25 protein-coding genes are annotated in these 24786 nt (G+C 56.7%); 7 read left to right on the top strand and 18 right to left on the bottom strand.

What is annotated here, in order from left to right:
* Nucleotides 1-9: 9 nt before the first annotated feature.
* The 13 genes from BLQ41_RS04815 to rpmH all read right to left on the bottom strand — a co-directional run bounded on the left by BLQ41_RS04815 (nucleotide 10) and on the right by rpmH (nucleotide 11108).
* The gene (locus BLQ41_RS04815) at nucleotides 10-480 is read right to left on the bottom strand and encodes a F0F1 ATP synthase subunit B (RefSeq protein ID WP_007948090.1); all 471 of its coding nucleotides are present in this window, start codon (nucleotides 478-480) and stop codon (nucleotides 10-12) included.
* Nucleotides 481-536: 56 nt separating this feature from the next.
* Nucleotides 537-794, bottom strand: coding sequence for a F0F1 ATP synthase subunit C (gene atpE, locus BLQ41_RS04810; RefSeq protein WP_002555987.1), 258 nt, complete (start codon nucleotides 792-794; stop codon nucleotides 537-539).
* Nucleotides 795-927: 133 nt separating this feature from the next.
* Nucleotides 928-1797 (bottom strand): F0F1 ATP synthase subunit A, encoded by an 870-nt coding sequence (atpB, locus tag BLQ41_RS04805; RefSeq protein ID WP_090177604.1) that lies wholly within the window; start codon nucleotides 1795-1797, stop codon nucleotides 928-930.
* Nucleotides 1798-1813: 16 nt separating this feature from the next.
* Nucleotides 1814-2221 (bottom strand): F0F1 ATP synthase subunit I, encoded by a 408-nt coding sequence (locus BLQ41_RS04800; RefSeq protein WP_090177601.1) that lies wholly within the window; start codon nucleotides 2219-2221, stop codon nucleotides 1814-1816.
* A gap of 148 nt (nucleotides 2222-2369) precedes the next feature.
* On the bottom strand, nucleotides 2370-3242 hold the full coding sequence (locus BLQ41_RS04795) for a ParB/RepB/Spo0J family partition protein (RefSeq protein ID WP_090177598.1): 873 nt from the start codon (nucleotides 3240-3242) through the stop codon (nucleotides 2370-2372).
* 9 nt (nucleotides 3243-3251) lie between these two features.
* On the bottom strand, nucleotides 3252-4049 hold the full coding sequence (locus BLQ41_RS04790; RefSeq protein ID WP_090177596.1) for a ParA family protein: 798 nt from the start codon (nucleotides 4047-4049) through the stop codon (nucleotides 3252-3254).
* Between the two features lie 18 nt (nucleotides 4050-4067).
* Nucleotides 4068-4712, bottom strand: coding sequence for a 16S rRNA (guanine(527)-N(7))-methyltransferase RsmG (gene rsmG / locus BLQ41_RS04785; RefSeq protein WP_090177591.1), 645 nt, complete (start codon nucleotides 4710-4712; stop codon nucleotides 4068-4070).
* Entirely contained in the window at nucleotides 4709-6607 is a 1899-nt protein-coding gene (gene mnmG, locus BLQ41_RS04780) for a tRNA uridine-5-carboxymethylaminomethyl(34) synthesis enzyme MnmG (RefSeq protein ID WP_090177587.1), read from the bottom strand. Before mnmG ends, rsmG begins: the two co-directional genes overlap by 4 nt.
* A gap of 551 nt (nucleotides 6608-7158) precedes the next feature.
* Nucleotides 7159-8529 carry a tRNA uridine-5-carboxymethylaminomethyl(34) synthesis GTPase MnmE gene (gene mnmE, locus BLQ41_RS04770; RefSeq protein ID WP_090177584.1) on the bottom strand — a complete coding sequence of 457 codons (1371 nt, stop codon included), beginning with the start codon at nucleotides 8527-8529 and terminating at the stop codon, nucleotides 7159-7161.
* Nucleotides 8530-8608: 79 nt separating this feature from the next.
* Nucleotides 8609-10315: a membrane protein insertase YidC gene (gene yidC / locus BLQ41_RS04765; RefSeq protein WP_090177582.1), complete on the bottom strand. Its 1707-nt coding sequence runs from the start codon at nucleotides 10313-10315 to the stop codon at nucleotides 8609-8611.
* A gap of 2 nt (nucleotides 10316-10317) precedes the next feature.
* Nucleotides 10318-10563 carry a membrane protein insertion efficiency factor YidD gene (yidD, locus tag BLQ41_RS04760; protein WP_074872215.1) on the bottom strand — a complete coding sequence of 82 codons (246 nt, stop codon included), beginning with the start codon at nucleotides 10561-10563 and terminating at the stop codon, nucleotides 10318-10320.
* Nucleotides 10556-10957, bottom strand: coding sequence for a ribonuclease P protein component (rnpA, locus tag BLQ41_RS04755; RefSeq protein WP_003187205.1), 402 nt, complete (start codon nucleotides 10955-10957; stop codon nucleotides 10556-10558). The genes yidD and rnpA overlap by 8 nt, the downstream gene beginning before the upstream one ends.
* Nucleotides 10958-10973: 16 nt before the next feature.
* A complete protein-coding gene (rpmH, locus tag BLQ41_RS04750; protein WP_003213577.1) occupies nucleotides 10974-11108 on the bottom strand; it encodes a 50S ribosomal protein L34 in 135 nt (44 codons plus the stop codon).
* A gap of 567 nt (nucleotides 11109-11675) precedes the next feature.
* On the opposite strand from rpmH, the gene dnaA reads away from it, so the two are divergent.
* The 4 genes from dnaA to gyrB are packed head-to-tail and all read left to right on the top strand — an operon-like array spanning nucleotide 11676 to nucleotide 17892.
* The gene (dnaA, locus tag BLQ41_RS04745) at nucleotides 11676-13196 is read left to right on the top strand and encodes a chromosomal replication initiator protein DnaA (protein ID WP_090177578.1); all 1521 of its coding nucleotides are present in this window, start codon (nucleotides 11676-11678) and stop codon (nucleotides 13194-13196) included.
* Nucleotides 13197-13235: 39 nt separating this feature from the next.
* Complete coding sequence (dnaN, locus tag BLQ41_RS04740; RefSeq protein WP_008155702.1) at nucleotides 13236-14339, top strand: DNA polymerase III subunit beta; 1104 nt, start codon at nucleotides 13236-13238, stop codon at nucleotides 14337-14339.
* 20 nt (nucleotides 14340-14359) lie between these two features.
* Nucleotides 14360-15463, top strand: coding sequence for a DNA replication/repair protein RecF (gene recF / locus BLQ41_RS04735; protein WP_007969883.1), 1104 nt, complete (start codon nucleotides 14360-14362; stop codon nucleotides 15461-15463).
* A gap of 5 nt (nucleotides 15464-15468) precedes the next feature.
* Nucleotides 15469-17892, top strand: coding sequence for a DNA topoisomerase (ATP-hydrolyzing) subunit B (gene gyrB / locus BLQ41_RS04730; protein ID WP_090177574.1), 2424 nt, complete (start codon nucleotides 15469-15471; stop codon nucleotides 17890-17892).
* A 289-nt stretch (nucleotides 17893-18181) separates the two neighbouring features.
* Here gyrB and BLQ41_RS04725 read toward each other — a convergent pair whose 3' ends face one another.
* From BLQ41_RS04725 to glyQ, 4 genes are all read right to left on the bottom strand, one after another.
* Nucleotides 18182-18961: a lysophospholipid acyltransferase family protein gene (locus BLQ41_RS04725; RefSeq protein WP_090177570.1), complete on the bottom strand. Its 780-nt coding sequence runs from the start codon at nucleotides 18959-18961 to the stop codon at nucleotides 18182-18184.
* Nucleotides 18962-19043: 82 nt separating this feature from the next.
* Entirely contained in the window at nucleotides 19044-19583 is a 540-nt protein-coding gene (gene gmhB / locus BLQ41_RS04720; protein WP_167360521.1) for a D-glycero-beta-D-manno-heptose 1,7-bisphosphate 7-phosphatase, read from the bottom strand.
* A gap of 4 nt (nucleotides 19584-19587) precedes the next feature.
* Complete coding sequence (gene glyS, locus BLQ41_RS04715; RefSeq protein WP_090177562.1) at nucleotides 19588-21642, bottom strand: glycine--tRNA ligase subunit beta; 2055 nt, start codon at nucleotides 21640-21642, stop codon at nucleotides 19588-19590.
* Nucleotides 21639-22592 (bottom strand): glycine--tRNA ligase subunit alpha, encoded by a 954-nt coding sequence (glyQ, locus tag BLQ41_RS04710; protein ID WP_003213601.1) that lies wholly within the window; start codon nucleotides 22590-22592, stop codon nucleotides 21639-21641. The genes glyS and glyQ overlap by 4 nt, the downstream gene beginning before the upstream one ends.
* 81 nt (nucleotides 22593-22673) lie before the next feature.
* On the opposite strand from glyQ, the gene tag reads away from it, so the two are divergent.
* The 3 genes from tag to BLQ41_RS04695 all read left to right on the top strand — a co-directional run bounded on the left by tag (nucleotide 22674) and on the right by BLQ41_RS04695 (nucleotide 24471).
* The gene (tag, locus tag BLQ41_RS04705) at nucleotides 22674-23231 is read left to right on the top strand and encodes a DNA-3-methyladenine glycosylase I (protein ID WP_090177558.1); all 558 of its coding nucleotides are present in this window, start codon (nucleotides 22674-22676) and stop codon (nucleotides 23229-23231) included.
* 40 nt (nucleotides 23232-23271) lie between these two features.
* Nucleotides 23272-24159 carry a lysophospholipid acyltransferase gene (locus BLQ41_RS04700; RefSeq protein ID WP_090177553.1) on the top strand — a complete coding sequence of 296 codons (888 nt, stop codon included), beginning with the start codon at nucleotides 23272-23274 and terminating at the stop codon, nucleotides 24157-24159.
* Nucleotides 24160-24231: 72 nt separating this feature from the next.
* The gene (locus BLQ41_RS04695) at nucleotides 24232-24471 is read left to right on the top strand and encodes a pilus assembly protein PilZ (RefSeq protein WP_090177550.1); all 240 of its coding nucleotides are present in this window, start codon (nucleotides 24232-24234) and stop codon (nucleotides 24469-24471) included.
* Here the strand turns inward: BLQ41_RS04695 and BLQ41_RS04690 are convergent, their stop codons facing one another.
* Complete coding sequence (locus tag BLQ41_RS04690; RefSeq protein WP_090177546.1) at nucleotides 24472-24786, bottom strand: tetratricopeptide repeat protein; 315 nt, start codon at nucleotides 24784-24786, stop codon at nucleotides 24472-24474.

Genomic DNA, 24786 nt, shown 5'->3' with positions numbered 1-24786 from the left:
CGCCCTCGCTTAAATTTCAGCAGCCAGTTTGTTTACCAGCTCCGCGTGCGCGTTTTGATCGATTGTGGAACCCAGGATCTTCTCGGCGCCGGAGACTGCCAGGCTACCCAATTGGGCACGCAGCGCGTCTTTGACACTGTTCAGTTCCTGCTCGATCTCGGCCTGAGCCTGAACCTTCACACGGTCAGCGTCGATACGGGCTTTTTCAACAGCCTCTTCAACAATCTGGTTACCGCGTTTCTTGGCTTGCTCAATGATTTCGGCTGCCTGAGCTTTTGCTTCGCGCAGTTGTTGACCCGCTTTATCTTGGGCCAATTCCAGGTCGCGAGCTGCTCGGGCGGCAGCGTCCAGTCCATCCGCGATCTTCTTCTGACGTTCGTGCAAAGCCGCGATGACCGGAGGCCACACGAACTTCATGCAAAACAGTACAAAAATGAAGAACGCAACGGACTGGCCAATCAGGGTTGCATTAATGTTCACGCCAACACCTCGCTCGTTCGTTGCACATCACACCAATTACTCGAAGGTTCGAGTAATTAGCCAGCGAGTTGACCAACGAATGGGTTCGCGAAAGTGAAGAACAGAGCGATACCAACACCGATCATGGTTACGGCGTCGAGCAGACCGGCAACGATGAACATTTTAACTTGCAGCATTGGAACCATCTCTGGCTGACGCGCTGCGCCTTCCAGGAACTTGCCACCCAACAGGCCGAAACCAATTGCGGTGCCCAGTGCGCCCAGGCCGATCAACAGTGCAACAGCGATAGCGGTTAGACCAACTACAGTTTCCATCTTTCCTCCCGACTTTTACGTCGTATGGTTTAGGTTTTTTAGATTTTAAAGCGGTAAAACAAATCGTTTCATAGCCCTGTTCGGGCCCCCACTCGTTTGACCGAGTGGGACATCAGACCAGTCGAGACTGGTCTTAATGGTTCTCTTCGTGTGCCATCGACAAGTAAACGATGGTCAGCATCATGAAGATAAACGCCTGCAGGGTAATGATCAGGATGTGGAACACAGCCCACGCCCACTGCAGAACTATGCCCAGGCCGCTAAGCCAGAGCAGACCGCTGCCGAACATCACAGCAATCAGAATGAAGACCAGCTCGCCGGCGTACATGTTGCCGAACAGACGCAGTGCCAGGGAGATTGGCTTGGCCACCAGCGTCACGAACTCCAGCAGGAAGTTCACCGGAATCAGCAGGGCTTGAACGAAGATGTTCTTGCTGCCGAAAGGGTGCAGGGTCAGTTCGCCGATGAAGCCGCCGATGCCCTTGACCTTGATGCTGTAGAAAATGATCAGCGCGAACACCGACAGAGCCATGCCCAGGGTCGCGTTCGGGTCAGTGGTCGACACTGCACGGAACGGAATGTGATGGTCGCCTGTGATCAGGATGGCCAGCTGAGGAATCCAGTCGACCGGGATCAGGTCGACGGCGTTCATCAGGAACACCCAGACGAAGATGGTCAGTGCCAGCGGTGCAATCACCGGGCTACGGCCATGGAAGCTGTCTTTCACGCTGCCATCGACGAATTCGACCAATACTTCAACGAAGTTCTGCAAAGCACCAGGCTGACCGGAAGTCGCTTTCTTTGCCGCCATGCGGAAAAGAAGAACGAAAATCAGACCCAACGCGACCGACCAGCCGAGTGTATCGACGTGGAAAGCCCAGAAGCCCATTTCTTTGGCTTCTGCTGCGGTGTGGGCAAAACCCCACCCGCCAGTTGGGTGCTGCCCGAAGGTCAGGTTCTGCAAGTGGTGCTGGATATAGCCCGAAGCGGTTGTTTCTGCCATGGTTGCCTCAAACGCCCTAAGGTCTCGAAAGTCTTGTTCTCATCAGCAGGGGCGCGAACCAGCTGACCAGTTGGGTCAACACGAAGACGCCGAATACAGCTAGCGGCGCCAATGGCTTCACACCTGCGAACGTCAATGCAAAGAGCACTGCCGTCAAAATCAGTTTGCCCGCCTCACCGGCATAAAAAGACCGGACGATGGCTTGAGCTGCTCGGGCGCCGGAAAACCGAAATGCCCTGTGAGCGAAATAAACATTGGGCAGCAAGGCTATCAGGCCTCCGCAGAGTCCTGAGTACCCGGCAACGACTCCGTGCCATTGCCAGAGCGCCAAAGCGGCGATCAGCAAAACGACAAATTGAGCCGCTAACACCGGAAAAACTGCCAGGCGATGGAACGGCAAGCGGTTTGGCGTGCGTGTTTCCATCACTATTGCTCTCCAATGGTCGGCTGCCAGAATTCAATAACTTGGCATAATTTGTGCCGACAAAATGCGCGCAGAGTATAGGGGCGGTTCAGCCCCTATTCAACTGTCAGGTAGTGATTTCCGCCTGCACGCTACATGAGGAAATGTTTCAGCGAATATGTGCAAGCACACCTTGTAGCTCATCGAGGGAGTTATAACCAATCACCAACTGCCCTTTCCCCTTCTTACCGTGGCGGATCTGCACCGCAGAGCCTAGGCGCTCAGCCAGGCGCTGCTCAAGTCGTGCGATATCCGGGTCCGGTTTTACCGGTTCAGCAGGCTCCTGTTTGCCACTCAACCACTGGCGAACCAGTGCCTCAGTTTGGCGCACAGTCAGCCCCCGTGCGACAACATGTCGCGCCCCTTCAACCTGTTGATTCTCCGGTAACCCGAGCAAAGCACGGGCATGACCCATTTCCAGGTCACCGTGCGACAGCATGGTCTTGATAACTTCCGGCAACGCGATCAAGCGTAGCAGGTTGGCCACGGTCACGCGGGATTTGCCCACCGCTTCGGCCACTTGTTGCTGCGTCAGCTGGAATTCCTGCTGCAGACGCTGCAAGGCCACGGCTTCTTCAATCGGATTGAGGTCTTCACGCTGGATGTTCTCGATCAGCGCCATGGCGATCGCCGTTTCATCCGGCACATCGCGGACCATCGCAGGGATGGTTTCCTTGCCAGCCTGCTGGCTGGCGCGCCAGCGGCGTTCACCGGCGATAATTTCGAATCGACCGCTACCGATTGGTCGAACAACGATCGGCTGCATCACGCCCTGGGCCTTGATCGACTGCGCCAGCTCTTCCAGCGCCTGAGGATCCATGTCCCGACGCGGCTGGTACTTGCCGCGCTGGATCAGGTCCAGGGGCAGGTGCTGCAGCTCACGCTGGTCGGCTTGCACCGCTTGTTCTTCCAGCGAGCTGACAGTCGGACCACTCAGCAGTGCATCCAGTCCACGTCCGAGACCTCGTTTCTTGACGGCCATGGGGATTCCTTAAGTTGCCTGAGCGGCGGCAGTGCGTGAGTTTTTGCGTTGACGACGAACCAGCTCGCCGGCCAGTGCCAGATAGGCGATAGCGCCACGCGATGCTTTGTCATAAGCCAGCGCCGGCATGCCATAGCTGGGAGCTTCGGCCAGACGGATGTTTCGGGGGATGACGGTGTCGTACAACTGCTCGCCGAAGTGTTCCTTCAGCTGCGCCGAAACGTCGTTCATCAGGCTCAGGCGCGGGTCATACATGGTCCGCAGCAGGCCTTCGACTTTCAGGTTCGGGTTAAGCAATTCAGCGATTCGCTTGATGTTATCCACAAGGTCGCTCAAGCCTTCGAGCGCAAAATACTCGCACTGCATGGGGATAATTACCCCGTCAGCGGCGACCAGTGCGTTAAGCGTAAGCATCGACAGCGACGGCGGGCAGTCGATCAAAATGTAATCGTAGTTTTCGCGGATCGGTGCCAGCGCGCTGCGCAGGCGACTTTCCTTCATCTGCATTTCCAGCAGAACCACTTCAGCCGCGGTCAGGTCACGGTTGGCCGGCAACAGTTGGTAACCACCGTGCTCGGAATAGTGCATGGCCTGAGCCAGGTCGCATTCGCCGATCAACAGGTCGTAGACCGAGTTTTCCAGGCCGTGTTTATCCACACCGCTACCCATGGTGGCGTTGCCTTGTGGATCGAGATCGATCAACAGCACCCGGCGCTTGGTAGCGACCAGGGAAGCTGCGAGGTTGATGCAGGTGGTGGTTTTGCCCACACCACCCTTTTGGTTCGCAATCGCGAATACCTTAGCCATTCTTGCTTGTGTTCCCAATCATGCCGTGCGGCGCAGTATCAGCAGATGGCGTTGGCCTTGGCAACCAGGTACGGCCAGGGCGTGTTCGCTATCGAGGTGGAAGTCTGCCGGCAATGCTACCAGCTCATCGGCCGGATGAACGCCCTTCATTGCCAGCCAGCGTGTATCGGCATCGCCGAGGTGGCGAGTCCAGTTGCTGAAGTTCTCCATGCTGCTGAAAGCCCGGGAAATAATCCCGTTGAAGGGCTGTGCAGGCTGGAAGGCTTCGACGCGACTGTGGATAACTTGCAGGTTATCCAGTTTGAGTTCGAGTTTGACCTGGGTCAGGAAGCGGGTTTTCTTGCCGTTGCTGTCCAGACAAGTCACTTGTGACTCTGGAAACAGGATGGCCAGCGGAATTCCCGGCATACCACCGCCGCTGCCAACGTCCAGCCAGCGGCCGTCTTCGACAAACGACATCACGCTCAGACTGTCGAGCAGGTGACGGGAAACCATTTCGTCCGGATCACGCACGGCGGTCAGGTTGTAAGCCTTGTTCCATTTGATCAACAGGGCCAGATAACCCAGCAGCTGCGCGTGCTGGGTTTCTGTCAGTGTGACACCGAGTTGGCGAGCACCTGTGGATAACTCTTCGGCGTGTTGCGAGGTGACCAACGAACTCAAGCGCTTTGCTCCAACTGACGGCCCGCGCCGCGTTTTTTCAAATGAATCATCAACAGCGAAATCGCTGCCGGGGTAACGCCCGGGATGCGTGACGCCTGGCCCAATGTCTCTGGACGGGTCGCACCGAGCTTGCTCTGGATCTCTTTGGAGAGACCGGAAATGTTCGTGTAATCGATATCCACAGGCAGTTTTGTGTCTTCGCTGGCTCGTAAGCGAGCGATTTCATCCTGTTGACGATCGATGTAACCGGCGTACTTGGTCTTGATTTCGACCTGTTCGGCGACCTGTGGATCTTCTGCACCCCCACCGGTGACGGCGATCAGACCAGCGTAGTCGATTTCCGGACGGCTCAGCAGGTTGAGCAAATTGTATTCGTGGGTCAGCGGCGTACCGAACTTCTCGGAAATCGCATCGCCCTGCTCGGTCCCGGGACGGACCCAGGTACTTTTCAGGCGTTGCTCTTCCAGATCGATACTTTCGCGTTTCTTGCAGAACGCCGCCCAGCGCGCGTCATCGACCAGACCCAACTCGCGACCTTTTTCGGTCAAGCGCAGATCGGCGTTGTCTTCGCGCAGGATCAGGCGGTACTCGGCACGGGAAGTGAACATCCGGTACGGCTCTTGAGTACCCAGGGTAATCAGGTCGTCGACCAATACACCGATGTACGCCTCGTCGCGGCGCGGACACCAGGCGTCTTTGCCCTGTGCACGCAATGCGGCGTTGGCACCTGCCAACAAACCCTGGGCGCCGGCTTCTTCGTAACCGGTGGTGCCGTTGATTTGCCCGGCGAAAAACAGACCGCCAATGACTTTGGTTTCGAGGCTGTACTTCAAGTCTCGCGGGTCGAAGTAGTCGTATTCGATGGCATAGCCCGGACGCACGATGTGCGCGTTTTCCATGCCACGAATCGATTGCACGATCTGCAATTGCACGTCGAACGGCAAGGATGTGGATATCCCGTTCGGGTACAGCTCGTGGGTGGTCAAGCCTTCCGGTTCGATGAAGACCTGATGGCTTTCCTTGTCGGCAAAGCGATGGATCTTGTCTTCAATCGACGGGCAGTACCGTGGGCCGATGCCTTCGATCTGCCCTGCGTCGGAATACATCGGCGAACGGTCAAGGTTAGCGGCAATGATTTCGTGTGTACGGGCGTTTGTGTGGGTAATCCAGCAGCTGACCTGCTTCGGATGCTGCTCTTTGGAGCCCATGAACGACATCACCGGGATCGGCGTATCGCCTGCTTGCTCGGTCATAACCGAGAAATCCACAGAACGGCCATCGATACGTGGCGGTGTACCGGTTTTCAGGCGACCGACACGCAGTGGCAATTCACGCAGGCGGCGAGCCAAGGCAATCGATGGCGGATCGCCAGCGCGACCACCGGAATAATTCTGCATTCCGATGTGGATAAGTCCACCGAGGAAGGTGCCAGTCGTCAATACCACGGAATCAGCCAGGAAACGCAGGCCCATTTGGGTAACCACACCGCGCACTTGTTCCTGTTCGACGATCAGGTCATCAGCGGCTTGTTGAAATATCCACAGGTTGGGCTGGTTTTCCAATGTTTCGCGGACAGCGGCTTTGTACAGAATCCGGTCTGCCTGGGCGCGAGTGGCTCGCACGGCCGGGCCTTTGCGGCTGTTCAACACGCGAAATTGAATACCGCCCTTATCAGTCGCCATGGCCATCGCGCCGCCGAGGGCATCGATTTCCTTGACCAGGTGGCTTTTACCGATCCCACCAATGGCGGGGTTGCAACTCATTGCACCGAGGGTTTCCACGTTATGCGTCAGCAACAGGGTTTTTGCCCCCATGCGTGCTGACGCCAGTGCAGCCTCGGTACCGGCATGACCGCCGCCGATGACGATCACTTCAAAACGGGAAGGGAAATCCACCACGCACCTCGTGCCTGCTTCAGTCAGGTAATCAGGAATAGTTTGAGCTCAGGTTTCTATACCTGGTCGGCAAGTATAGGGACTTCGCCCTTCCTAAAGAACCCTTTGCACAAAATTTAACCAGCTGTGGAGAAGTCGGGGTTATAGAAATTAAAAAGAAAGAAATTTATTAAATCTTTGTTTTTATGTTTATTTCTATTGAGGCACCTTTCTGTGGATAGATCTTTACAGGCCTTTATATTCAATATGTACAGAGATTCAAAACCCTGTGGTCATGTGCCAATGAGGCCCTTGGATAACCGGTTTAAGCCTGTGGATTAAAGGGGTGGTTATCCACAGGGGCGGTTATCTTCAGTTTTGAGGCCCTGTTATCAACTGCCCTTAGTGGCAGTTACTCACAGGGCTTAATCCACAGAAAAGCGCTGATTGAGCGAATTGCGGGCACAGAAAATCCGCTCAAGCAGAAGGAATATGCTCGGCACTGGAGAAAAATTCAGGACAAGGGAGGGAACAGACAGGCTCGAATGGCCTGTCTGTGAATAACGACGGGACTATTTACCGATGCAGAAGCTGGAGAAAATGCGTCCCAGCAGGTCATCGGAGCTGAATGCACCGGTGATTTCACCAAGTGAGTGCTGAGCCTGACGTAAATCTTCGGCCAGCAGTTCACCGGCCCCCGCCAGGGTCAACTGTGCACGGCCATGCTCAAGGGACGCGCTGGCATGTCGCAACGCTTCAAGGTGACGTCTGCGTGCGCTGAAGCTGCTTTCCGAGGTCTGCTCGTAGCCCATGCACGCCTTGAGATGCTCGCGTAGCAGTTCCAGACCCATGCCGGCGGATTTTGCACTGAGGCTGATCGTGACATGGCCATCGTCACTGACTTCCAGGGCAATCGCTTCCCCGGTCAGGTCCGCCTTATTGCGAATCAGCGTCACTTTGGACGGATCCGGGCGAATTTCGAGAAATTCCGGCCATAAAGCGAATGGATCAAGTGCTTCTGGAGCGGTCGCATCAACCACCAACAGCACGCGATCGGCCTCGCCGATGGCTTTCAACGCCCGTTCAACCCCGATCTTTTCCACCTGGTCATCGGTATCGCGCAAGCCTGCAGTGTCGACCACGTGCAACGGCATGCCATCGATGTGGATATGTTCGCGAAGAATGTCCCGGGTGGTGCCGGCAATCTCGGTGACGATCGCGGCTTCTCTACCAGCCAATGCATTCAACAGGCTGGATTTACCGGCATTCGGACGGCCGGCAATGACCACCGTCATCCCGTCACGCAGCAAGGCACCTTGCCCGGCTTCACGAAGCACTGTGGATAATTCGTCGCGCACTTTGTCGAGCATGGCCAGTACGTGACCATCCGCTAGAAAATCGATTTCTTCTTCCGGAAAATCAATAGCCGCCTCGACATAGATGCGCAGGCCAATCAGTTGTTCGGTGAGGTTATGCACACGTTGGGAAAATGCACCCTGCAACGAACGCAGCGCGTTGCGTGCGGCCTGTGCAGAACTTGCCTCGATCAAGTCGGCGATAGCTTCCGCTTGGGCCAGATCGAGTTTGTCATTGAGGAACGCTCGCTCACTGAATTCACCCGGACGGGCGAGACGACAGCCCAGTTCCAGGCAACGCTTGAGCAACATGTCCAGCACGATCGGCCCGCCGTGCCCCTGCAGTTCAAGCACATCTTCGCCGGTGAATGAGTTCGGTCCGGGGAAATACAACGCGATGCCTTCGTCGAGCACCTCTTCGTTTTCACTGAGAAACGGGCCGTAATGGGCAAATCGGGGTTTCAGTTCGCGACCGCTGATGGCTTTGGCTGCAAGGCTCGCCAACGGCCCGGAAATACGGACGATGCCCACACCACCGCGACCTTGAGCGGTGGCGACGGCTGCAATGGTTTCACGAGGAACGCTCATAAACCGGTATCCAGACAAAAGTGACAGATAGCAAAACGCCCCACTAGGGGGCGTTTTGAGTGGTTATCCACAGTGTAAATCAGGCAGCTGCTTTGGTAGCCGCTTCGATTTTACGAGTGATGTACCACTGTTGGGTGATGGACAGGCAGTTGTTCACTACCCAGTACAGCACCAGACCCGCCGGGAACCACAGGAAGAAGAAGGTGAAGATGATTGGCATCAGCTTCATCACCTTGGCCTGCATCGGATCCGGAGGTGTAGGGTTCAACTGCTGCTGGATGAACATGGTTGCGCCCATGATGATCGGCAGAATGAAGAACGGATCCTTGATCGACAGGTCAGTAATCCACAGCATGAACGGCGCTTGGCGCATTTCAACGCTTTCCAGCAGAACCCAGTACAACGAAAGGAAAACTGGCATCTGCACGAGGATTGGCAAGCAACCACCCAGCGGATTGATCTTCTCTTTCTTGTACAGCTCCATCATGGATTGCGACATTTTCTGCCGGTCGTCGCCATGCTGCTCTTTCAGTGCAGCCAGTTTCGGTGCCACCGCGCGCATGCGGGCCATCGATTTGTAGCTGGCAGCCGACAGCGGGAAGAAAAGCCCTTTGATCAGCATGGTCAGGAAGATGATCGACCAGCCCCAGTTACCGACCAGCGCGTGGATATGTTGCAGCAGCCAGAAAATTGGCTGGGCAATGAACCACAGAATGCCGTAGTCGACGGTCAGTTCCAGACCCGGGGACAACTGTTTCAGCACAGCCTGGCTTTTCGGACCTGCGTACAGAACTGCGCTGGTCTCGGCTTTAGCACCTGGCGCAACAGTCAATGCTGGCGCGGTGTAGCCGATGATGTAGTTGCCTTTGCCATCTTTACGAGCAACTACCGCATTGTTCTGGCCTGACTGAGGAATCCATGCGGTTACAAAATAGTGCTGCAACCATGCAACCCAGCCGCCATTCACGTTATAGGTGATGGGTGGCTTGGTTTTGTCTTCGGTCACCTTGTCCATGTCCTTCATGGACACTTTCTTGTACGGCTCGTTACTTGTCCACAGGGCAGCGCCCAGGTAAGTCGCGGTACCGGTGGCAGTGCTGGACGATGGATCGGCGCTGGCGTCACGCTTCAATTGAGCGAACATCGCACCGGACCAAGGCTTGGCGCTTTCGTTGTCGATCAAGTAGGTAACGGTTACGTCATACAGGCCACGTTTCACGGTGAAACGCTTGATGTAGTTGACGCCGTCCTTGCTGAACTTCAGGTCCACGACCAATTGGTCCTGACCGTCAGCCAGTTGGTAGATCTTCTTCTCCGAGGAGTAAACCGGACGACCGGCAGGACTTGCGTCCGGACCATCGGTACCGATCAAACCGCTCTGGGCCAGATAAGTCCGCTCGTTGCCGTTATCGAACAACTGGAATGGAATTTCCGGATGGTCCTGGCGACGTGGATACAGCGGCAGCGTCAGCTGGGCAACATCACCACCTTGTGGATCGATAGCCAGGTTGAGCACATCCGTTTTGATCTGGATGAGGTCTTTGCTTGCAGCTACCGGTGTTTCAGCAGGTGCAGTCGCACTGGTATCGCTTGCGGCGCGTGGAATGTCGTCACTGACAGAAGCATTATTGCCAGTCGCCGTGTCCGGTAGGCCCGGTGCGGAAGTACTGGAAGCAACATTCTGAGTCGGCAGGGCAGCCTGGCCATAGTCCTGGTTCCATTTAAGAACCATAACGTAGGACACGATTGCCAGGGCGACGATCAGGATCGTGCGTTTGATATCCATGATTACTCGGCCATCGAAGAAGAACGGGAGGTAGGGATAGATGGAACCGGGTCATAACCACCGGGATTCCACGGATGACAGCGACCTAAACGACGAAAGGCCAGCCAGCCACCGCGCAGAAGGCCATGATTTTCTATGGCTTCATACGCGTAGCAGGAACAACTGGGGTAGAAACGACAGTGACTGGCCATCAGAGGACTAATGGCATAGCGATAAAACTGGATCGGAACGAGGGCCAGTTTACGCATCGGGACTGTCTACCCCTACAGTTTCGGTGTTGACTGCTGGTACCGGCTTGCTACGTGCCAGACGCTTCCAGAGCTTGCCGAAATGCTGAATCAATTCGGGGTTTTCTACGTCACCCAAACCTTTGCGCGCGACGATTACGATGTCCCAACCGACCAGCGAATCCTGGTTCAGGCGAAACGATTCGCGCATCAGACGTTTGAGGCGATTGCGCTCGACGGAGAGCTTTACGCTCTTCTTCCCGATAACCAGCCCGAGACGGGGGTGATCGAGATCGTTGTTGCGCGCAAGGAGCAGGAGATTTTTCCCCGGAACCTTGCCGGTAGGGGAGTCAAAGACTGCCTTGAAATGCCGGGGAGTAAGCAGACGCTTTTCCCGACTGAAGTCCTGACTCACCTCCAGTGCCGGATTATCAAACTGCCAGACGCGCACGACCTTTGGCGCGACGACGCGACAGGACGGCACGACCGTTCTTGGTTGCCATGCGAGCACGGAAACCGTGGGTACGAGCGCGTTTGATAGTGCTTGGTTGGAAAGTACGTTTCATTGTCGTGTTACCTGGTTCGTCCACAACGGGCCGGAATGGCCCCCGTTTTAAGAGACCGGGGATTCTAGAGAAAGCAAGCCTCTAGGTCAATTTCCAACCAACGTTTCCTTATAAATAGATCTCCAGGCGTTTTTTCGCTCGCGCAGCCTTCGCTAGATATAGAAATAAAGAAGGAAGTTATTTAAAGCTTTTTTGTAAAGCTTATAAAAGCTAGGGACGCCTTCCTCTGTGGATAAGTGGCTTTAGACCTTCTACTCCGTGCTGTACAGAGAATGACAACTACAGTGGAAAACGGTGGTCAGCCTGTGCTGCGCTATCGGATAAGCTGTGTGTGGAACGGCTAGTTATCCACAGGCAGGTTATCCACCGAGTTTAGCCCCCACTTGTCCAGTGTCCTCATGGTCGGTTATCCACAGAGCTTATGCACATACCGTTGGTCGTCTTTATGAGGGGTAACGCGTTGATAATTCATGGCCTGTGCGCAACCTGCATGTGGATAAGTGGACGTCTGGTCGCTACAATGGCCGCTTGTTTTTGCCTCACCGGCTTTCAACTTAGGGGATATCCGTGTCAGTGGAACTTTGGCAGCAGTGCGTGGAGCTTTTGCGCGATGAGCTGCCTGCCCAACAATTCAACACTTGGATCCGTCCACTACAGGTCGAAGCCGAAGGCGACGAGTTGCGTGTCTACGCACCGAATCGTTTTGTTCTCGACTGGGTCAATGAAAAATACCTGGGCCGTGTCCTCGAACTGCTGGATGAGCATGGCAATGGCATGGCGCCTGCGCTTTCCTTATTAATAGGCAGCAAACGCAGTTCAGCACCGCGTGCGGCTCCAAATGCGCCGTTGGCCGCTGCTGCGTCCCAAGCTCAGGCGACCCAAGCGCCAGTGAACGCTCCGGCACCCGCCCCGGCGACCACACCGACCAAGCGTGCGACGCAAAAAGTTGCTGAAGTCAGTGAAGAGCCGTCGCGTGACAGCTTCGACCCGATGGCCGGCGCCAGTTCGCAACAGGCCCCGGTTCGCTCAGAGCAGCGCACCGTGCAGGTTGAAGGCGCGCTCAAGCACACCAGCTACTTGAACCGCACCTTCACCTTCGAAAACTTCGTCGAGGGTAAGTCCAACCAGTTGGCCCGGGCCGCGGCCTGGCAAGTGGCGGATAACCCGAAGCACGGTTACAACCCGCTCTTCCTTTATGGCGGCGTCGGCTTGGGTAAAACCCACTTGATGCACGCTGTGGGTAACCACCTATTAAAGAAGAACCCGAATGCCAAGGTGGTTTACTTGCATTCGGAGCGGTTCGTGGCCGACATGGTCAAGGCTCTGCAACTGAACGCAATCAACGAGTTCAAGCGCTTCTACCGCTCGGTGGATGCGTTGCTGATCGATGACATTCAGTTCTTTGCCCGTAAAGAGCGTTCCCAGGAAGAGTTTTTCCACACCTTCAACGCCCTGCTTGAAGGTGGTCAGCAGGTCATTCTCACCAGTGACCGCTATCCTAAAGAAATCGAAGGCCTTGAAGAGCGCCTGAAATCCCGCTTCGGCTGGGGCCTGACCGTAGCGGTCGAGCCGCCAGAGCTGGAAACCCGCGTAGCGATCCTGATGAAAAAGGCCGATCAGGCCAAAGTCGATCTGCCACACGATGCGGCGTTCTTTATCGCGCAACGTATTCGCTCCAACGTCCGTGAGCTGGAAGGCGCGCTGAAACGCGTGATCGCCCACTCGCACTTCATGGGCCGCGACATCACCATCGAGTTGATTCGCGAATCCCTGAAGGACTTGTTGGCGCTGCAAGACAAACTGGTCTCTGTGGATAACATTCAGCGCACGGTCGCTGAGTACTACAAGATCAAGATCTCCGACCTGCTGTCCAAGCGTCGTTCACGCTCGGTCGCACGTCCGCGTCAGGTTGCAATGGCGTTGTCCAAGGAGTTGACTAACCACAGCCTGCCGGAAATCGGCGATGTGTTTGGCGGCCGGGACCACACCACCGTTTTGCACGCTTGCCGCAAGATCAACGAACTTAAGGAATCCGACGCGGACATCCGCGAGGACTACAAGAACCTGCTGCGTACACTGACCACTTGATGAACACCAGCGCAGCTTATTAAGGCAAGGGACTAGACCATGCATTTCACCATTCAACGCGAAGCCCTGTTGAAACCCCTGCAACTGGTCGCAGGCGTCGTCGAGCGCCGCCAGACCTTGCCGGTGCTCTCCAACGTGCTGTTGGTTGTCGAAGGCCAGCAATTGTCGCTGACCGGTACCGACCTGGAAGTCGAGCTGGTCGGTCGCGTGCAACTCGAAGAGCCTGCCGATCCGGGTTCCATTACTGTGCCTGCGCGCAAGTTGATGGACATCTGCAAAAGCCTGCCGAACGACGCGCTGATCGACATCAAGGTCGACGAGCAGAAGCTGGTGGTGAAAGCCGGCCGTAGCCGCTTCACCCTGTCGACCCTGCCCGCCAACGATTTCCCGACTGTCGAAGAAGGTCCTGGCTCGCTGACCTGCAGCCTGGAGCAAAGCAAACTGCGTCGTCTGATCGAACGCACCAGCTTCGCCATGGCCCAGCAGGACGTGCGTTATTACCTGAACGGCATGCTGTTGGAGGTTTCTGAAGGCATCATCCGCGCCGTGGCCACTGACGGTCACCGTCTGGCCATGTGCTCGATGAAGGCTGATATCGGTCAGCCGGATCGCCACCAGGTCATCGTTCCGCGCAAGGGTATCCTTGAACTCGCACGCCTGCTGACTGAGCCGGACGGCATCGTCAGCATCGTGCTGGGTCAGCACCACATCCGCGCGACCACCGGCGAATTCACCTTCACCTCGAAGCTGGTCGACGGCAAGTTCCCTGACTACGAGCGCGTTCTGCCTAAAGGTGGCGACAAGCTGGTACTGGGGGATCGTCAGGCATTGCGTGAAGCGTTCAGCCGTACCGCGATTCTCTCCAACGAGAAATACCGTGGTATTCGTCTGCAATTGGCCAACGGTCAGTTGAAGATCCAGGCAAACAACCCGGAGCAGGAAGAAGCTGAAGAAGAAGTTGGCGTTGAATACAACGGCGGCAATCTGGAAATCGGTTTCAACGTCAGCTACCTGCTCGACGTGCTGGGTGTGATGACCACAGAGCAGGTTCGTTTGATCCTGTCCGACTCCAACAGCAGTGCGCTGGTGCAAGAGTCCGACAACGATGATTCGGCCTACGTCGTCATGCCGATGCGTCTGTAATCATGCTCAGCAGAAGCTAGATGTCCTTAAGTCGCGTCTCGGTCACCGCGGTGCGCAATCTGCACCCGGTGACCTTCTCCCCCTCCCCCCGAATCAACATTCTTTACGGCGCCAACGGCAGCGGCAAAACCAGTGTTCTGGAAGCCATTCATCTGCTGGGGCTTGCCCGTTCGTTTCGTAGCACCCGCCTGTTACCAGTGATTCAGTACGAGCAATTGGCATGCACGGTTTTTGGCCAGGTGGAGTTGGCGGAAGGTGGGCACAGCGCCTTGGGAATCTCCCGCGACCGTCAGGGCGAGTTTCAAATCCGTATCGATGGACAGAATGCTCGCAGTGCGGCGCAACTGGCAGAGATCCTGCCGCTTCAGCTGATTAACCCGGACAGCTTTCGCTTGCTGGAAGGTGCACCCAAGATTCGCCGGCAGTTTCTCGACTGGGGCGTGTTCCACGTGGAACCGCGATTCATGTCCACTTGGCAGCGCTTGCAGAAGGCCTTGCGCCAGAGAAACTCTTGGCTGCGACATGGTACACTTGACGCCGTTTCGCAAGCGGTTTGGGACAGAGAGTTGTGCCAAGCCAGCGCAGAAATAGATGAATACCGCCGCGCTTACATCAAAGCCTTGAAACCAGTCTTTGAACAGACCTTGAGCGAACTGGTTGAGCTTGAAGGTTTGACGCTCAGCTATTACCGAGGTTGGGACAAGGACCGCGAATTGAGCGCAGTGCTCGCCGGTTCCCTTCAGCGGGATCAGCAAATGGGTCACACCCAGGCCGGACCACAACGTGCTGATTTGCGTCTCAGATTGGGCGCACATAATGCCGCAGACATCTTGTCCCGCGGTCAGCAGAAGTTAGTGGTCTGTGCATTGCGGATCGCCCAGGGGCACCTTGTGAGCCAAGCCCGGCGCGGACAGTGTATTTATCTAGTGGATGACTTGCCGTCCGAACTGGACGAGCACCACCGTCGCGCGCTCTGCCGCTTGCTGGAAGACTTACGCTGCCAGGTGTTTATCACCTGTGTAGATCACGAATTATTGAGGGAAGGCTGGCAGACGGAAACGCCAGTCGCTCTGTTCCACGTGGAACAGGGCCGTATCACCCAGACCCACGACCATCGGGAGTGAAGGCATTGAGCGAAGAAAATACGAATACCTACGACTCAACGAGCATTAAAGTGCTGAAAGGCCTGGATGCCGTACGCAAACGTCCCGGTATGTACATTGGTGACACCGACGATGGTAGCGGTCTGCACCACATGGTCTTCGAGGTAGTCGACAACTCCATCGATGAAGCGCTCGCTGGCCACTGCGATGACATCAGCATCATTATCCACCCGGACGAATCCATCACCGTTCGCGATAACGGTCGTGGCATCCCGGTAGACGTGCACAAAGAAGAAGGCGTCTCGGCAGCTGAGGTCATCATGACCGTACTGCACGCCGGCGGTAAGTTCGACGATAACTCGTACAAGGTTTCCGGCGGTCTGCACGGTGTAGGTGTTTCGGTTGTTAACGCCCTGTCCGAAGAGTTGGTCCTGACCGTTCGCCGCAGTGGCAAGATCTGGGAACAGACCTACATCCACGGTGTTCCGAAAGAGCCGATGAAAATCGTCGGCGAGAGCGAAACCACCGGTACCCAGATTCACTTCAAGCCTTCCGACCTGACCTTCAAGAATATCCACTTTAGCTGGGACATCCTGGCCAAGCGGATCCGTGAACTGTCCTTCCTCAACTCCGGTGTCGGCATCGTCCTCAAGGACGAGCGCAGCGGCAAGGAAGAGCTGTTCAAATACGAAGGCGGCCTGCGTGCGTTCGTTGAATACCTGAACACCAACAAGACTCCGGTCAACCAGGTGTTCCACTTCAACATCCAGCGTGAAGACGGCATCGGCGTGGAAATCGCCCTGCAGTGGAACGACAGCTTCAACGAGAACCTGTTGTGCTTCACCAACAACATTCCACAGCGCGATGGCGGCACTCACTTGGTGGGTTTCCGTTCCGCACTGACGCGTAACCTGAACACCTACATCGAAGCTGAAGGCCTGGCCAAGAAGCACAAGGTCGCCACCACCGGTGACGATGCCCGCGAAGGCCTGACCGCGATCATTTCGGTGAAAGTACCGGATCCTAAGTTCAGCTCCCAGACCAAAGACAAGCTGGTCTCTTCCGAAGTGAAGACCGCGGTCGAACAGGAAATGGGTAAGTACTTCTCCGACTTCCTGCTGGAAAACCCGAACGAAGCCAAGCTGGTCGTCGGCAAGATGATCGATGCTGCTCGTGCGCGGGAAGCGGCGCGTAAAGCCCGTGAGATGACCCGTCGTAAAGGCGCGCTGGATATTGCCGGCCTGCCGGGCAAACTGGCTGACTGCCAGGAAAAGGACCCTGCCCTCTCCGAACTGTATCTCGTGGAAGGTGACTCTGCTGGCGGTTCCGCCAAGCAGGGACGTAACCGCAAAACCCAGGCCATCCTGCCGCTCAAAGGCAAGATCCTGAACGTTGAAAAGGCGCGATTCGACAAGATGATCTCTTCGCAAGAAGTGGGCACCTTGATCACCGCACTCGGCTGCGGCATTGGCCGCGACGAGTACAACATTGCGAAACTGCGTTACCACAACATCATCATCATGACCGATGCTGACGTCGACGGTTCGCACATCCGTACCCTGCTACTGACTTTCTTCTTCCGTCAGTTGCCTGAGCTGATCGAGCGTGGCTACATCTACATCGCCCAGCCACCGCTGTACAAGGTCAAGAAGGGCAAGCAAGAGCAATACATCAAAGACGACGACGCCATGGAAGAGTACATGACGCAGTCGGCCCTGGAAGACGCGAGCCTGCACCTGAACGAGGAAGCACCGGGTATTTCCGGTCCTGCCCTCGAGCGTCTGGTGAATGACTTCCGTCTGGTGATGAAGACCCTCAAGCGTCTGTCGCGCCTGTATCCACAGGAACTGACCGAACACTTCATCTACCTGCCTGCGGTGAGCATGGAGCAACTGTCCGATCACGCAGCGATGCAGGATTGGCTGGCTCAGTACGAAGTTCGTCTGCGCACTGTTGAGAAGTCCGGCCTGGTGTATAAAGCCAGTCTGCGTGAAGACCGTGAACGTAACGTCTGGCTGCCAGAGGTCGAGTTGATCTCTCATGGCCTGTCGAACTACGTCACCTTCAACCGCGACTTCTTCGGCAGCAATGACTACAAAACCGTGGTATCCCTCGGCGCTCAATTGAGCACCTTGCTGGACGACGGCGCGTACATCCAGCGTGGCGAGCGCAAGAAGCCGGTCACCGAGTTCAAGGAAGCCCTTGAATGGTTGATGGCTGAAAGCACCAAGCGTCACACCATCCAGCGATACAAAGGTCTGGGCGAAATGAACCCGGATCAGCTGTGGGAAACCACGATGGACCCTAGCCAGCGCCGGATGCTCAAAGTGACCATCGAAGACGCCATTGGCGCAGACCAGATCTTCAACACCCTGATGGGTGACGCGGTCGAACCTCGTCGTGACTTCATCGAAAGCAACGCCTTGGCGGTTTCCAACCTGGACTTCTGATTCAGCGAAATCCTGCCAAACCCAAAAGGCCAACGCTCAGCGTTGGCCTTTTTTATTGGGTGTTAGCTACCCCGTTAACAACCTGGTACAGCCATTGTTCAGTCACTGAAACACAGAAATTCCAGGCATAAAAAAACCGGCTATATCAGCCGGTTTTTTTGCGCCCGAAAAAAACTTATGCACCTTTTTCGGAATTTTATGAGATTAGGAAATATACATATAAATCATATGCTTACGAACGAAACGAGCCGCTTTCCGGAGAAACGGTACACAGGTTATCCACAGAATCTCAGACAGCCACCTGGTCGTTCGCTGAGGGTGCTTCAGGAGCTGCTGGCAGCGAACCCATCTCACGTTGCATCTGTTCGTTCCAGTGCTGCACACGGTCGTTCAGATCGGCAATGGCGCGCGGCCCGCTACCCTCGGCGTACATAGGTGCGCCAATGATCACGGTGATCACGCCCTGCTTCTTTGCCCAACCGGTTTTCGGCCAGAATTTGCCGGCATTGTGTGCAATCGGCAGCACTGGAAGTGCCGCGTTGACCGCCAACGCGGTGCCTCCGCGGGAGAACTTGCCGATGGTGCCAAAGGGAACCCGCGTCCCTTCCGGGAAAATCAGTACCCAAACGCCATCCTTGAGCAATTCGTCGCCCTTCTTCGCCACATGCTTGAGCGCAGCTTTCGGATTGTCGCGATCGATGGCGATCGGACGCAGCATGGCCATGGCCCAACCGAAGAACGGGACGTAAAGCAGTTCACGCTTCAACACCTGGCTCAAAGGCTCGAAGTAAGCCGAGAGAAAGAACGTCTCCCAGGTGCTCTGGTGGTTCGACTGAATCACGCAGGGTTGGTCTGGTACGTTCTCGGCGCCCTTCACTTCGTAGCTGATGCCCAGAAATACTTTGCTCAGCCACAAGGCGCAACGGCACCAATAGACATTGATAAAGCGATAGCGCGCCTTGAACGGCAGAAAAGGCGCGATAAAAAAGCTCAGGCTGCACCAAAGCAAGGAGCTGGTGCCCAGCAGCAGGTAAAAGAGGAAGGTTCTGATGGCCTGCAGTATCGACATGGCGACATTTACCGTGCGGGCTCTGCCCGTCTATATAAAGTGCACTCCCGATCAATCCTTGGTCAGGAAATTCGAAAGCACTCTAATTGTGGATAAGTTCTGCGGCAATCGCCGCAAGATCGTCAAAAATCAAGGTGCCCACCGGTAGGGTCTTGCCCGCAGTCTTTTCGCCTTTCCCGGTCTTTACCAAAACTGGCTGAGAATCGACGGCTTTGGCGGCTTCCAGGTCACCGAGCGTGTCGCCAACGAACCATAGATTAGTCAGCGAAACGTTGTAATGCGCGGCGATGGTTTTCAACATCCCCGGTTTTGGCTTGCGGCAATCGCAGCCGTCGTCCGGCCCGTGCGGGCAATAGACGATCAGCCCGACTTTACCGCCCTGCTCCGCCACCAGCGCGCGCAGGCGCTCATGCATGGCGTCCAGGGTGGCGATGTCGTAATAACCGCGAGCAATGCCCGACTGGTTGGTAGCCACCGCCACCGTCCAGCCGGCCTTGCTCAACTGCGCAATCGCCTCGATCGAACCCGGGAGCGGAATCCACTCCTCCACCGACTTGATGTAAGCGTCGGAGTCGTAATTGATCACCCCGTCCCGATCGAGAATCAGCAGTTTCAACAGCAGCTCCTCAGCCCAGCATCGAAATGTCGGCGACGCCGAGGAACAGCCCACGCAGACGCGCCAGCAATGCATAGCGGTTGGCGCGGACCTTGGGATCTTCAGCGTTGACCATCACGGCCTCGAAGAATGCATCCACCGGCTCGCGCAAGGCAGCCAGACGTGCCAGCGATTCACGGTACTGACGCGCAGCGGCCATTGGCTGTACAGCCTGGTCAGCCTGCTGGATCGCCGAGTACAGGGAGAATTCGTTGGCGTTGTCGAAGTACTTGGCTTCCACGACCGACGGAACAGAGCCTTCGACCTTGCTCAGCAAGTTCGACACGCGCTTGTTCACTGCAGCGAGGGCAGCGGCTTCCGGCAACTTGCGGAACGCTTCCACCGCTTGTACGCGTTGGTCGAAGTCCAGCGCCGAACCCGGCTTCAGGGCACGTACCGACAGGTAAGTGCCGACATCCACGCCTTCGTCTTCATAACGAGCACGCAGACGGTCGAAGATGAATTCCAGCACCGAGTCATTCAGACCGGCAGCCTTCACCTTGGTACCGAACGCATTCACGGCAAACGCCACGGCATCGTTGAGGTCGAGGTCGAGCTTCTTGTCGATCAGGATGCGCAACACGCCGAGCGCGGCACGGCGCAAGGCATACGGGTCTTTGCTGCCGGTTGGCAACATGCCGATGCCGAAAATACCGACCAGGGTGTCGAGCTTGTCGGCGATGGCCACGGCCGCACCGGTCAGGGTGGTCGGCAGTTCAGCGCCGGCACCGCGCGGCATGTATTGCTCGTTCAGTGCCAGGGCAACATCTTCCGGCTCGCCGTCGTTGAGGGCGTAGTAGTAACCGGCGACGCCTTGCATCTCCGGGAACTCACCGACCATCTCGGTCGCCAGGTCGCACTTGGACAGCAGGCCGGCACGGGAAGCCCAGGCTGCGTTGCCGCCAATGCGTTGCGCGATGAACGCGGCCAACTTGGAAACGCGCTCGGCCTTGTCGTAGACGCTGCCGAGTTTTTCCTGGAACACCACGTTCTGCAGACGCAGATTGAAGTCTTCGAGTTTCTGCTTCTTGTCTTGCTTGAAGAAGAACTCGGCGTCGGTCAGGCGTGGGCGAACCACTTTCTCGTTACCAGCGATGATCTGCTGCGGGTCTTTGCTTTCGATGTTGGCCACGGTAATGAAACGTGGCAGCAACTTGCCGTCGGCATCCAGCAGGCAGAAATACTTCTGGTTGTCCTGCATGGTGGTGATCAGGGCTTCTTGCGGCACGTCGAGGAAACGTTCCTCGAACGAGCACACCAGCGGCACCGGCCATTCAACCAGCGCAGTCACTTCGTCGAGCAAGGCAGGCGGAACGATTGCAGTACCTTCCTGCATCGTCGCCAGCTCTTCGGTGCGCTTGCTGATCAGCGCACGACGCTCGTTGGCATCGGCCAGCACGTAAGCGCCACGCAGGTCGGCCAGATAATTGGCCGGCGAAGTGATGCGCACACTTTCCGGGTGATGGAAGCGGTGACCACGGGAATCACGGCCAGCCTTCTGGGCGAGGATGGTGCAGTCGATAACCTGGTCACCAAGCAACATCACCAGCCATTGGGTCGGGCGAACGAATTCTTCCTTGCGAGCACCCCAGCGCATGCGCTTGGGAATCGGCAGGTCGTTCAGGGAATCTTCGACGATGGTCGGCAGCAGGCTAGCGGTCGGTTTACCGGCGATGCTTTGGCTGTAGCGCAGTTTCGGGCCGCTCTGATCGATTTCGCTCAGGTCGACGCCGCACTTCTTGGCAAAACCCAGTGCCGCTTGAGTCGGGTTGCCTTCGGCATCAAACGCGGCCTGACGTGGCGGGCCGTCGAGGTTGATGCTGCGATCAGGCTGGTGGGTGGCCAGCGAAGTGATCAGCACAGCCAGGCGACGGGGCGCGGCGTAGACGGTTTTGGTCTCGTAGTTCAGGCCGGCGGCCTGCAAGCCCTTGTCGATACCGGCCAGGAACGCATCGGCCAGGGTGTTCAGGGCTTTAGGTGGCAGTTCTTCGGTGCCCAGTTCAACCAGAAAATCTTGAGCACTCATTGTGCAGCCTCCAGCTTGGCCAGTACTTCATCACGCAGGTCCGGGGTCGCCATCGGGAAGCCCAGCTTGGCGCGAGCCAGCAGGTAGGCTTGCGCAACGGAACGCGCCAGGGTGCGTACACGCAGGATGTATTGCTGACGCGCGGTTACCGAGATCGCCCGGCGCGCATCCAGCAGGTTGAAGGTATGGGACGCCTTCAACACCATTTCGTAGCTTGGCAACGGCAGCGGCTGGTCGAGTTCGATCAGGCGCTTGGCTTCGCTTTCGTAGAAATCGAACAGTTCGAACAGCTTCTCGACGTTGGCGTGTTCGAAGTTGTAGGTCGACTGCTCCACTTCGTTCTGGTGGAACACGTCGCCGTAGGTCACTTTACCGAACGGACCGTCTGCCCAGACCAGGTCGTAGACCGAGTCCACGCCTTGCAGGTACATGGCCAGACGTTCGAGGCCGTAAGTGATCTCGCCGGTCACCGGGTAGCACTCGATGCCGCCCGCTTGCTGGAAGTAAGTGAACTGCGTCACTTCCATGCCGTTGAGCCAGACTTCCCAGCCCAGACCCCAGGCGCCCAGTGTCGGCGATTCCCAGTTGTCTTCGACGAAGCGAATGTCGTGGACCAACGGGTCCAGGCCAACGTGTTTGAGGGAGCCCAGGTACAGTTCCTGGAAATTGTCCGGGTTCGGCTTCAGGACAACCTGGAACTGGTAGTAGTGCTGCAGACGGTTCGGGTTTTCGCCGTAGCGGCCGTCAGTCGGGCGACGACTGGGCTGCACATAAGCGGCGTTCCAGGTTTCCGGGCCGATGGCGCGCAGAAACGTGGCAGTGTGGAAAGTACCGGCGCCTACTTCCATATCGTAGGGCTGAAGTACCACGCAACCTTGCTCGGCCCAGTATTGCTGGAGGGCGAGGATCAAGTCTTGGAAGGTACGCACGGCTGGCGTAGGCTGGCTCACGAAATTCACCTGTTTCTTGGGCTGCGATTTAAAGAGCGGGAGTATACCCGATTCATTGCTGCGCACGCCCCCTGGAGCCTTATGCCACGCTGCTTTTGGTGTTCCGAAGATCCGCTGTACATGGCTTATCACGACCAGGAGTGGGGCGCGCCGCTACGCGATGCGCAGGGATTGTTCGAGTTGCTTTTGCTCGAAGGGTTCCAGGCCGGCCTCTCATGGATCACCGTGCTGCGCAAACGTGAGCGTTATCGCGAGGTGTTGTTCGGCTTCGACGTCCAGCGTGTGGCGCAAATGAGCGATGCGGAAATCGATGAGTTGATGCTCGATCCAGGCATCATCCGCAATCGCCTGAAACTCAACGCAGCCCGGCGCAACGCCCAGGCCTGGCTGACGCTGGAAGACCCGGTGGAGTTTCTCTGGTCTTTCGTTGGCGGCACGCCGGTGATCAATCATTTCAAGGATCGCACCGAGGTGCCGGCGGTCACGCCAGTCGCCGTGGAGATGAGCAAAGGCTTGAAAAAGGCCGGGTTCACCTTCGTTGGCCCGACCATTTGCTACGCGCTGATGCAGGCGTCGGGCATGGTCATGGACCACACGCAAGACTGCGACCGCTACGCTCAGCTCGCCAACGGCGGTTAGAATGGCCGCCTCGCGCACAGCACAAGATCAGGAGTGACCTGTGGATAAGTTTAAAGGCGCCTTGCTGGTAGGCGCTCTGCGGCTGTTTGCCTTGCTTCCCTGGCGGGCAGTGCAAGCCGTCGGCTCGGCCATTGGCTGGGTCATGTGGAAAACCCCTAACCGTTCCCGCGACGTGGTGCGGATCAACCTTTCCAAGTGCTTTCCCGAGATGGACCCGGCTGAGCGTGAGCGTCTGGTGGGCCAGAGCCTGAAAGACATTGGCAAGTCGTTGACGGAAAGCGCGTGTGCGTGGATCTGGCCGGCCCAGCGCTCGATTGATCTGGTGCGCGAAGTCGAAGGCCTCGACGTATTGAAAGACGCGCTTGCCTCCGGCAAAGGTGTCGTCGGCATCACCAGCCACCTGGGCAATTGGGAAGTGTTGAACCACTTCTATTGCAGCCAGTGCAAACCGATCATCTTCTATCGTCCGCCCAAGCTTAAGGCGGTGGATGATTTGCTGCGCAAGCAACGTGTCCAGTTGGGCAACCGGGTGGCCGCCTCGACCAAGGAAGGCATCCTCAGCGTTATCAAGGAAGTGCGCAAAGGTGGTGCGGTCGGCATTCCGGCTGACCCTGAACCGGCTGAATCCGCCGGGATCTTTGTACCGTTCTTCGCCACTCAGGCGCTGACCAGTAAATTTGTGCCGAACATGCTCGCTGGCGGTAAAGCCGTCGGTGTGTTCCTGCATGCGCTGCGGTTGCCGGACGGTTCCGGCTACAAAGTGATCCTTGAAGCCGCGCCAGAGGCCATGTACAGCACGGATACCGAGACCTCCTGCGCCGCCATGAGCCAGGTCGTGGAGCGTTATGTGCGGGCGTATCCGAGCCAATACATGTGGAGCATGAAACGCTTCAAGAAACGTCCGCCAGGCGAAGAGCGCTGGTATTGACTCGATTGGCATGATCTGTGGATAACCTTGGGGCCAAGGTTATCCACAACCGTTCATTCAAGGGCGCAAAAGATGTCCGAACTTCGCAAATCGTTTCGCATCAAGATCACTCACGAAAGCTTTGGCGAATGCCTCGGCCAGACCCGCAATCTTTCGGATACAGGCGTCTACGTCAAGCATCCGCGCTTGTCGTCGTTGTCCAGAGGCGCGGTGGTTTACGGTCAAGTGCAGGACTTACCCACAGGTGCTCCGCGGGTGCGTATGGAAGTGGTGTTGGTCGATGCCGATGGCATAGGCTTGCGCTATCTCTGATCAGTGCGACTGGCGTTCAAGCTTTTTCAGAAATACCGTCATCTCTTTCTCTGCTTGCTTGTCGCCATGGGCGCGGGCAGCTTCCAGACCTTGTTCCGATGCCTGACGCGCGGCCGCGAAGTCTGCGAGTGCCAGATGAGCCTTGCCCAATAGTTTCCAGGCCGCCGAATACTTCGGATCGAATTCGACGCAACGCTGGAAATGCTCGGCGGCCTTGGCGTTTTCCCCAAGATCCAGGTAACCCTTGCCCAGCCCAAAGCGCAGCAATGAGTTATCCACACCCTTGGCGAGCATTTTTTCCAGGGATTCGAGCAT

It is taken from the genome of Pseudomonas arsenicoxydans, from assembly GCF_900103875.1.
In the GTDB taxonomy this organism is placed as follows: Bacteria; Pseudomonadota; Gammaproteobacteria; order Pseudomonadales; family Pseudomonadaceae; genus Aquipseudomonas; species Aquipseudomonas arsenicoxydans.
The sequence above is the reverse complement of the archived record's forward strand: the minus strand, read 5'-3'. Positions and strand labels throughout refer to the sequence as shown.